At 45.9% G+C, this 10,000-nt stretch carries 8 protein-coding genes and 4 tRNA genes; 3 read left to right on the forward strand and 9 right to left on the reverse strand.

Features of this window, described 5'->3' with window-relative positions; translation table 11 throughout:
* From LDL40_RS03045 to dnaQ, 6 genes are all read right to left on the reverse strand, one after another.
* A tRNA-Asp gene (locus tag LDL40_RS03045) sits at window positions 1-77 on the reverse strand.
* 42 nt (window positions 78-119) lie between these two features.
* Window positions 120-196, reverse strand: a tRNA-Asp gene (locus LDL40_RS03050).
* A gap of 27 nt (window positions 197-223) precedes the next feature.
* A tRNA-Asp gene (locus LDL40_RS03055) sits at window positions 224-300 on the reverse strand.
* A 19-nt stretch (window positions 301-319) separates the two neighbouring features.
* Window positions 320-396 (reverse strand) — tRNA-Asp (locus LDL40_RS03060).
* A 108-nt stretch (window positions 397-504) separates the two neighbouring features.
* Window positions 505-1,929 (reverse strand): TIGR03503 family protein, encoded by a 1,425-nt coding sequence (locus tag LDL40_RS03065; protein WP_300993619.1) that lies wholly within the window; start codon window positions 1,927-1,929, stop codon window positions 505-507.
* On the reverse strand, window positions 1,917-2,621 hold the full coding sequence (gene dnaQ / locus LDL40_RS03070; protein WP_300993620.1) for a DNA polymerase III subunit epsilon: 705 nt from the start codon (window positions 2,619-2,621) through the stop codon (window positions 1,917-1,919). The genes LDL40_RS03065 and dnaQ overlap by 13 nt, the downstream gene beginning before the upstream one ends.
* A gap of 65 nt (window positions 2,622-2,686) precedes the next feature.
* On the opposite strand from dnaQ, the gene rnhA reads away from it, so the two are divergent.
* A complete protein-coding gene (gene rnhA, locus LDL40_RS03075; RefSeq protein ID WP_300993621.1) occupies window positions 2,687-3,157 on the forward strand; it encodes a ribonuclease HI in 471 nt (156 codons plus the stop codon).
* Between the two features lie 16 nt (window positions 3,158-3,173).
* Here the strand turns inward: rnhA and LDL40_RS03080 are convergent, their stop codons facing one another.
* Both LDL40_RS03080 and LDL40_RS03085 read right to left on the reverse strand, forming a co-directional pair.
* Entirely contained in the window at window positions 3,174-3,920 is a 747-nt protein-coding gene (locus LDL40_RS03080; protein ID WP_300993622.1) for a sulfite exporter TauE/SafE family protein, read from the reverse strand.
* Window positions 3,921-4,043: 123 nt separating this feature from the next.
* A complete protein-coding gene (locus LDL40_RS03085) occupies window positions 4,044-4,589 on the reverse strand; it encodes a glutathione peroxidase (protein ID WP_300993623.1) in 546 nt (181 codons plus the stop codon).
* 477 nt (window positions 4,590-5,066) lie between these two features.
* Between LDL40_RS03085 and LDL40_RS03090 the strand changes: the two genes are divergently transcribed.
* Window positions 5,067-7,967 carry a TonB-dependent receptor gene (locus tag LDL40_RS03090; protein ID WP_300993624.1) on the forward strand — a complete coding sequence of 967 codons (2,901 nt, stop codon included), beginning with the start codon at window positions 5,067-5,069 and terminating at the stop codon, window positions 7,965-7,967.
* 160 nt (window positions 7,968-8,127) lie between these two features.
* Here the strand turns inward: LDL40_RS03090 and LDL40_RS03095 are convergent, their stop codons facing one another.
* The gene (locus tag LDL40_RS03095; protein WP_300993626.1) at window positions 8,128-8,481 is read right to left on the reverse strand and encodes a DUF2750 domain-containing protein; all 354 of its coding nucleotides are present in this window, start codon (window positions 8,479-8,481) and stop codon (window positions 8,128-8,130) included.
* 162 nt (window positions 8,482-8,643) lie between these two features.
* On the opposite strand from LDL40_RS03095, the gene ettA reads away from it, so the two are divergent.
* Window positions 8,644-10,000: energy-dependent translational throttle protein EttA (ettA, locus tag LDL40_RS03100; RefSeq protein WP_300993627.1), on the forward strand; the 1,357-nt coding region annotated here is incomplete at its 3' end.

A 10,000-nucleotide genomic window follows, 5' to 3' on the forward strand; every position in this document is an offset into this window, starting at 1 on the left:
TGGCGGAGCGGACGGGACTCGAACCCGCGACCCCCGGCGTGACAGGCCGGTATTCTAACCGACTGAACTACCGCTCCGCGCTGGAGTGAGCTTTTGCTCTAGAGGCTTGTTTGCTGAATTGGCGGAGCGGACGGGACTCGAACCCGCGACCCCCGGCGTGACAGGCCGGTATTCTAACCGACTGAACTACCGCTCCGGAATCAGGCAAACGCTAAATGCTTAGTGGCGGAGCGGACGGGACTCGAACCCGCGACCCCCGGCGTGACAGGCCGGTATTCTAACCGACTGAACTACCGCTCCGAAGAAGCATTTATTAAATTGGCGGAGCGGACGGGACTCGAACCCGCGACCCCCGGCGTGACAGGCCGGTATTCTAACCGACTGAACTACCGCTCCGCGCCAATACACTTCAGCATTTTCAATTGGGTATGCTGTCGTGCGGCGGGAATAATACGGATTAGGCAGAGGGCCGTCAACGACTTTTTTGCCGCTTTTGTTTATTCCTTAATCATCCGGTAAAGAAAGTTCCAGAATGTCGTTCGACTTGCTGTTTTTTTGCCCTGCTCCGCTCATTTTAGCCTCAGAAGCACCAGGCATCGCTATTGTATCCATGGGCATGCTTTGCTGCTTTTTCGAAAACAGTGTTTTAAGAGAGCGATCTGTTACCACCATCCAAATAGCAAAACCACCCCCACCCAGAATAATGACGTTACTCAAAATGACCAAGAGCCAAGGAAAAGGTTTATCTTCTTCCACGACGGCTGCCGGCGGAGGTGTTGTTGTATCAACTTTGGCTGCCTCGGTTTTCACTGCAGGATCTGCTGTCGCGGTTACTTCAGGAGTAGCTGGCTCTGGTTCTATCACTTCGGCAACAAAAGAAGCTACTGGTAAGGTAATGACTACGTTACGACCTGTTACAGTCTGAGCAAAGAGAGTACTCTCAACCTTATAAGTGCCACTGGCGTAATTCACAATTTTCAGTTTCTTATCTGCCTCAGCACTTTCTCCCAAAGTAAAACTTTGAATTTCATTGTTAGGAAACCGAATCTTCCCCTGCAATGCCACAGATTGAGGGTTAATCATAGGATCTGTCACCTTAAAGGTCAGCCAATGCAGCTCTTCTGCTTTTGTTGCCTGGGCAATTTCATAGCTTATTGGACTTTTATTCAGAATCACGGGCTCTTGTATAACTTCGCGGGTGTATAGCGGCGTTTTGACAACAAATTTAGGTTGCCATTGGCCCGGCTTCATTTCCAATCTGAACTCACCGGTAAAAATTCCATCTCTGGGTTTTTCATCAAAATTCCGGCCATCATCAGCCAGCGTTGTCAGTTCAATGACACCGGCACCAAAATTTTCATATTCGGCATTATTACTACTGATAAATAACACATCAAGGCGCAGTAAATCGCGGAAATCTTTAGCAACTATAGCTTTGCCACCATTAGTCAAAGTTGCTGTCACTTTGATAATTTCCCCAACCATCAAATGATCAGGCAAAGGGTCTACTTTCAACTCAATATCAGTCAGTACCATAATTTTACTCTCAGGCAAGATCTGGCCTAAAGCCTGCCAGGGGCCTGGAGTTGGGTTTTTAATCTTAATCAGATCGTAAGTCTTGTCATCAAACCACTCAACGTCCTGATCTGAGGCACTGACAACGTTAATTTTACTGCCGTCAGGCTTGACCAGAATGACTGACGGCGAACCGCGCTTACGGAAAAACACCATGGTGATTTCCTGCACTTCGTAGTCGATGCGGAATCTATTATCAAACAATGGGATTTGATTTTTGGCAGGTAAATCCGGCAACAGACTTAAGCCTGTTGGATCCTCAGTAACAGCTTGAGCTTCAGTTGTTGTGGCAGTACCCTGCGCTAAAAGTTGCAGGCTAAAACAGAACAGCAGTAAATGAATTAATTTCGCCACAAACAACTCCCTCCTTTTTTTTGCACCAGATCTAATCGTTGTTCGTGCAACTGTAATTCAGTATCAGAGGCAAAAACTACAGGTAAACGACTGGTACGTTTAAGTTGCCCTACGACCACATTCTGCTGAGCTGCCGCTTGCTCATCGTTCGCTAAATTTAGGCTGACCTGTCCCCCTGTCATCGCCAGATAAACGTCTGCCAGTATTTCCGCATCCAATAAAGCGCCGTGCAAGGTACGGTGACTATTATTAATGTCGTAACGACGGCACAACGCATCCAAATTATTTTTCTGTCCTGGGTGCGCTTCACGCGCCATCTTTAAGGTGTCCAGCACACCGCAAATATCAGTGACAGGAGCGAGCGCCGGACGCAGCAAATTAAATTCGTGGTTAATAAAACCCACGTCAAATGCTGCGTTATGGATCACCAGCTCCGCACCAGCTATATATTGACAAAATTGTTGAGCTATATCGGCAAAACGCGGTTTACCAATTAAAAACTCATTGGTAATGCCATGAACCGCTATTGCTTCCTGGTCAATCAACCTGTCTGGTTGCAAGTAAATATGAAAATTATTACCCGTCAGCCGGCGATTAATAAGCTCTACACAGCCAATTTCAATAATGCGATGGCCTTCCTGAGGATTTAGACCCGTGGTTTCTGTATCCAGTACTATCTGTCTTTTCAGCATTCTGATTCGTGTTCTTAGCGCTTTTACGTTAGATTATACGCCGATTTCAGTTGTGGGAAGCGTCGATGCGTAAAACAGTAGCTATATATACAGACGGATCTTGTCTTGGAAACCCGGGACCAGGAGGCTACGGTGTAGTATTACGCTACCAACAACACCAAAAAGAAATGTCTGCTGGCTATCAAAAAACCACTAATAACCGGATGGAGTTGTTGGCGGCCATCGTTGGCCTGGAAAGCCTGAAGCAACCTTGTGAAGTAGATTTAACCACCGACAGTCAATATGTCAGACTAGGTATTACCCAATGGCTGGCCAATTGGAAAAAAAACAACTGGAAAACCAGTCAGAAGGAGCCAGTGAAAAATCAGGATTTGTGGCGACGCTTAGACGCCGCTTGTCAGGGACACCAAGTGAACTGGCATTGGGTCAAAGGCCACGCCGGGCATCCTGAAAATGAACGCTGCGACGAGTTAGCTCGGATTGCAGCAACGCATCAGGCCATAGAAATAGATGAAGGTTTTCAGCCGTCAAACTGAAGTCGCGCTGATCTAGTCAGCGCACCAAAGGCCAGAGCAATGATACCGAGGTGCCTATTAACAAGACTGAAAATAGTTTACGCACCCACAATTGTGGTATGTAGGCGGACAACACAATTCCAAGCAAGCTGCCACAAGCGCCAATGAATCCCAACCAAAAGATCAACGCCAAAGGTAATTCTTGATCTTGCAGCGACATCAACCAGTAATGACTGATGAAGCCCGTACTGCTTTGCAAAAAAATCAGCGCCAAACTGCAGGCGATAGCTGCCGACATAGAAATAGCGGTCACAGCCAACAACAAAGGCACTATTAAAAAACCACCGCCGACTCCAACTAAACCAGTTAACAGGCCAAGACTCATGGCCAACACCGCTAATAACAAAGAGGAGTTAATTTTCCACTGCCAAATCGTCTTGCGCCACATATTGGCGGCACTGCCTAACATCAATACCGCCAGGATCAGCAATTGTACTGAAGCATGTAGCCATTGAGCTAAGGCAACCCCCAGCAAAGTGCCAACAAAAGCCGGTACTGCAAAACGTTTAAACAAACCGAAGTCGAGATGACGGCGCCACAGATACGGCAACAAGGCGATAAAGCTGATTTGAGCAACCACCCCTAACGAAGAGACTATGGCTACTTTCTCTGGCAATTGAACTAAGTGGACTAATACAGGCACCGTCAGGATAGAGCCGCCGGAGCCTAATAACCCCACGCTTACGCCGATAATTAAGGCCGAAATTAGTACCAGCGCAGACATAAAAAACCAAACAGTAAATAACCAAAAGAAATATTAACCTTCATAAAAAGAATAAGCAAGCCAAGGCTCAGTTGCATAAAAAAAGCCAGCATCGGCTGGCTTCTTAAAGGCAGGAGTTGACCTTTACTTAGCGTTAAGTAAAGCCTCGACTTCTGCAACGAAAGTCGCATCATCAGGTGAAACCTTGCTGCCAAAATGTTTCACCTGTTGTTCGTCCTTGCTAACCAGATACTTATTGAAGTTCCACGATGGTTTTTCACCTGTTTTGGCGATAAGAGCTTTGAAGACCGGATTTACATCATCACCACGCACTGCGCTGGTCGCAAACATAGGAAAGGTGACACCATAGTTGATATAGCAAACTTCGGCTGTTTTCTCTGCATCATCATGTTCTTGCATAAAATCATCTGACGGGAAGCCTAATACCACTAAGCCTTTGTCTTTATAAGTTTCATACAAAGCCTGCAAAGACTTAAATTGTGGTGTAAAACCACATTTACTCGCAGTATTAACTATCAGTAAAGTCTTGCCTTTATAAGCTTCACACAGATCTATAGTTTCTTTTTTGCGTAATTGCGGTAACGAATGCCCCAATATTTCGCCACAACTATCAGCAAATGCCGGGGCGGTAAGCACCATCAATAGCGACGCGGTAAAAAGTGACTTCATATTCATTCTCCAGTTATACCAAGGTTCAGGCGCGTGCCCGGCAACGCCGTTGCGACCTTTAGCAGATCGATATAGGGCCATGACGCTGCCCTGTACCAGAACAGCTTTTTAAGTTATCAACTATGTGTTAACACTGATAAAAATAACCATAGCAAGTCTTACGAATAGTACAGTGCAGCAGACCAGTTGTCAGCGAGAAATAATTTGTTACATCTCACTAACGGAAAGTGCTCTTTACACCAACCGAAATTAACCACACAAACATTAAATAATTGATTTAATTATAAAAACATAGAAATAACAAAGTGAATACTGTTTACACTAATTCACAAGGCGCAACATTTATGCTATTTATCGCAAATACCTTGAACTAAAGTTTGAGGTGTATATTGTCAAAAGACCTATCTATTGAAAAGAAAATGAAAAATCTTCTCACAAGATGGTTACAAAAACATTATTAGAAAAGGGAATCCATGGATGCATACTAACAATAAAATTACACAATCGGTCCGCTTAGCTCTGCTGTTCGGAGCTGCAAGTGTCGCCTCAATGTCCACTTCGGCTTTTGCCCAAGAAGAGTCAAATGACGCAGAAGCAAAATCAGTGGAAAGAATCAACGTGACGGGTTCACGTATTTTGCGTGAAGGCGCAATAGCTCCGTCACCTGTTACAGTCATCTCCGGCGCCGATTTAGTTGAAACAGGCGCAATGAACATCGGTGAAGTACTGACTAAACTACCAGCTCTTGCTACCACATACACGCTGGCAAACTCCGGCCGTTTTATAGGTACTGCTGGTATCAGTACCCTCGACTTACGTGGCATGGGTACTGATCGTACTTTAGTGCTGGTTGACGGCAAACGTCACGTATCAAGTGCGCCAGGCACTAGTTCGGTTGACACCAACACTATCCCAAGCGCTTGGATCGAATCAGTGGAAATTATCACTGGTGGTGCCTCCGCGGTCTATGGTGCCGACGCTGTTACAGGCGTAGTGAACTTTAAACTGAAAAAAGACGTAACAGGTTTAGACGTAAGCGCGACTCGTGGTTTTGCTGACAACAATCCGTACAATAACGAGAAATACAGTTTCTCTTACGGTGCAGACTTTGATGAAGGCCGCGGTAACGCAGCATTTGCGGTTGAATACAACGCGCAGGATTCATTAAATGCGTTGGACAACCCATGGACAGCCACTTCTTATGCCAGCATCCCTTATGCGATAGCAATGGGTAAGCCTCGTCCGGCAGATCAAGTTAACAGTGAAGCTTATCCAGACCGTATCAGGCTACCTAATGCAGGCTACTACATCATTAATGATGCTGGTGTGGCCTGGGATGCTTACACGGGTGACATCATGGGTACTTTTAACCCTGACAGTTCATTCCGTCAAATTTACACTGGCCCAATCGACGATGGTCAGTTCTGTGCCGGCCCTGAGTGTGAGTTTTTTAACTTAAACCAGTACAATGAAATTCAGCCGAAATTTTCCCGTATTAACTACAATGTAAAAGCTAACTATGACTTCAGTGACAAGTGGTCAGGTTACTTTGACGCCAAGTACGTAAAAAGCGAAGGTGAAAATATTGGTCAACCGTTCTTCCGCTTCTACGTTGATAACTACATTACCAGAGACAACCCTTTTGTTTCTCCAGAGTTAGCTGCAGCCATGGACGCCCGCGGTATTGATACTATAGGTATCAACCGTATGTACAATGACGGCGGCCGTCGCCTGGAAGAAAACACCCGCGAAACCACACGTTTTGTGCTGGGTTTAGAAGGTGATATCAGTGAAAACTGGAGAGGTGATTTCTCCTTCGTACACGGTAAGTCAGACATTGAACGTATAAACGGTGCTAATACCATTATTGCTAACTACTACAACGCAATCGACGCCATTCGTGATGCCAATGGCAATATAGTGTGTCGTAGTGCTGAAGCCCGCGCCGAAGGTTGTGTGGCAGCCAATATTATGGGTCGTGAAGCCATGAGCAAAGAAGCTCGTGACTACATTAATACCACATCAATTGGTACGTCCGAAATCAACCAGTCTGTTGTTACGGCTAACTTCTCTAACTCCAGCATTTATGAATTACCTGCTGGTTGGGTAGGTTTTGCCGGTGGTGTGGAATACCGCGAAGAGAAAAGCGTGACCGAAGAAGACGATTTTGCCGCCACTGGCGCGACTTTCTTTAACGCTTTAGGCGAAACAGATGGTAAGTATGACGTTACCGAAGCTTATGCCGAGTTATCGGTTCCTTTATTGTCTGATATGTTCTTAATTCAGGATTTGGTACTTGATTCTGCAGTTCGTGCCGCAGACTACTCAACTATAGGCAACGCAACCAGCTGGAAATTGGGTCTGGATTGGACAATGACAGATGAAGTGCGTGCGCGCTTTACCTTGTCTTCAGCTATCCGTGCTCCGAATATTGATGAGTTGTTCTCTGGTCAAAGTCAGTCTTTTGCAAACGTTGATGACGTGTGTAAAAAATCAGAGCTGGATTTGTTAGATCCTGAAGGCCGTGCTATCCGCGCTGCAAACTGTGCTGCTTTAGGTGTGCCTGCTGATTTTGATTCTAACTATGATGCAGCCACTCTGGAAACTCTGGCTGGTGGTAACCCGGATCTGAGACCAGAAGAATCACGTTCAGTGACAGCTGGTGTTGTATATCAGCCACAATGGGTTGAAGGTTTAACCTTTACCGTGGATTACTGGGAAATTGATATTGAAGATACCATTAGCAGTATCGATGAGCAGACCATTATTGACCGTTGTGTAGACTCACCTTCAGGTATCAACAACCAGTTCTGTGCTTTAATCACCCGTGATCCGGCAACCTCTGAAATCACACTGATTAAGAGCTTTGCGTTAAACATTTCCCGCAGCCTGAACTCTGGTGTGGACTTTGAAATTGGTTACGATTTTGACGCTTTAGGTGGTCGCTTCAATACCGCGTTAATCGGTACTAAGCTGATCGAAGCCAGAGCTTATCCATTCCAGGATGAACCAGAAAATAACACCAACTATGTGGGTGTGTTAGGTGATGAAAATCTGCAGTTAAATCTGTCGATTGACTACACCTATGAGGCTTGGACAGCCAAATGGAGCACCCGCTATATTGATGGTGTAGAGCTGTATGATCCAACACAATTAGCCGCGAACCCTAACCCTAACAGTGAGATGCGTTATGGCAGCTATGCAGTCACTGACGCTTCTTTACGTTATGCGTTTGAAAATGGCGTTGCACTGCGCTTAGGTATCGATAACCTGTTTAACCGTCGTTTACCAGGTAGTACAATTGGTACTGGTGCCGGTTCAGCCATTTATGACAATATCGGCCGTTTAGGCTACTTACAGGCAAGTTATAAGTTCTAACTAGTCTCAGACATCGGCAAATTCATCTCCCTGGGTTTGTCAATGTGAAGTCAAAAAAGGCAACAGTTTTGTTGCCTTTTTTATTAGTGGGTTAAAAATAAATTCCAGATATAAAAAAGGCGACTAACGTCGCCTTCTCAGTGAATATCTGACATTAAATTTATTGCACTAACGCCAAAGCTTCCAGAATTTCACGAGGCTCAACTTCAGGGCCATTTAAGGATTCATCCCAGTTGGTACCAATTAACACGCCGTCGTCGTACATCTCTTGTAACCAACCTTCGCAGAACACATCCAGCGGAATAGCTTCAGGTTTATAGTCAGACCATTCGTCAGAGCAGTGCAGCTGTGCCGCTTCCTGATTCGACCAGAATGGCATCACGTCTGTGTCTTCAAAATCAACAGACTCGACCACCAGCAAATCTTCGCCGTTGGCTAAAGTCCAAACCACACCATGAGTTTTGGCTTCAGCAATAAAATTTTGAAACACCGGATCATGTGAATATTCGCCCATGGCAACCACCTTTGAAGTAAGTATTAATTTAATTGCCGCTATTAGAGCAGAAAACCAGAGTAAAAACGAATTAAAATCCCCATTCCTGTCCGGCGCTGTTCCCCTGTTTTTTAAAAATAACGTACAATTGCCGCATTCTAACCAACAAGATGAGTGACTCTTATGGCTCAGTATATTTACAGCATGTACCGCATGTCGAAAGTAGTGCCGCCCAAGCGCACTATTTTAAAAGACATTTCGCTGTCGTTTTTCCCTGGTGCAAAAATTGGTGTTTTGGGTTTAAACGGCTCAGGTAAGTCCAGCCTTCTGCGCATTATGGCTGGCGTTGACAAAGAGTTTGACGGTGAAGCCCGGGCTTTATCTGGTATTAATATTGGCTACCTGCCGCAGGAACCAGAACTGGATCCGGAAAAGACAGTACGTCAGGTAGTTGAAGAAGCAGTCTCAGATGTGAAAAACGCCTTAACCCGTCTGGACCAGGTGTATGCCGCTTATGCCGAAGAAAATGCCGACTTTGACGCTTTAGCTCGTGAGCAAGGTGAGCTGGAGGCCATTATTCAGGCCAAAGATGGTCATAACCTGGACAATATCCTGGACCGTGCTGCCGATGCGCTGCGTCTGCCGCCATGGGATGCGCTGGTTAAACACTTATCTGGTGGTGAACGCCGCCGTGTGGCTATTTGCCGTTTATTGTTAGAAAAACCAGATATGTTGCTGCTGGACGAACCTACTAACCACTTAGACGCTGAATCTGTGGCCTGGTTAGAACGTTTCCTGCACGATTACACTGGCACTGTAGTGGCCATTACCCACGACCGTTATTTCCTCGATAACGTTGCGGGCTGGATTTTAGAGCTGGACCGCGGTGAAGGTATTCCGTGGGAAGGTAACTACTCTTCATGGTTAGAGCAAAAAGATGCCCGTCTTGAGCAGGAAGAACGCAGCGAAAACGCCCGTCAGCGCTCTATCAAGCAAGAACTCGAGTGGGTTCGTACCAATCCAAAAGGCCGCCATGCCAAGAGTAAAGCCCGTATGGCGCGTTTTGAAGAACTGCAAAGCCAGGACTTCCAGAAACGTAATGAAACCAACGAGCTGTTTATTCCGCCAGGACCACGTTTAGGCGACAAAGTGCTGGAAGTGAAAAACCTGCGTAAAACCTTTGGCGATCGCGTGCTGATTGACGACTTAAGCTTCAGCATTCCAAAAGGTGCCATCGTAGGCATTATCGGTCCAAACGGTGCGGGTAAATCCACCCTGTTTAAGATGATCACAGGTTCGGAACAAGCCGATGCCGGCACTATTGAAGTCGGTGAAACAGTTCAGATCGCCAGCGTCGAGCAGTTCCGCGACAGCATGAACCCAAAAAATACCGTTTGGCAGGAAATCTCCAACGGTCAGGATATTCTGCAAATTGGTAACTTCCAAATTCCAAGCCGCGCTTATGTTGGTCGTTTTAACTTTAAAGGCAACGATCAGCAGAAGTTTATCGGTGAATTGTCTGGTGGTGAGCGCAACCGTG

This window comes from Rheinheimera sp. (assembly GCF_020217005.1).
Lineage (GTDB): Bacteria > Pseudomonadota > Gammaproteobacteria > Enterobacterales > Alteromonadaceae > Pararheinheimera.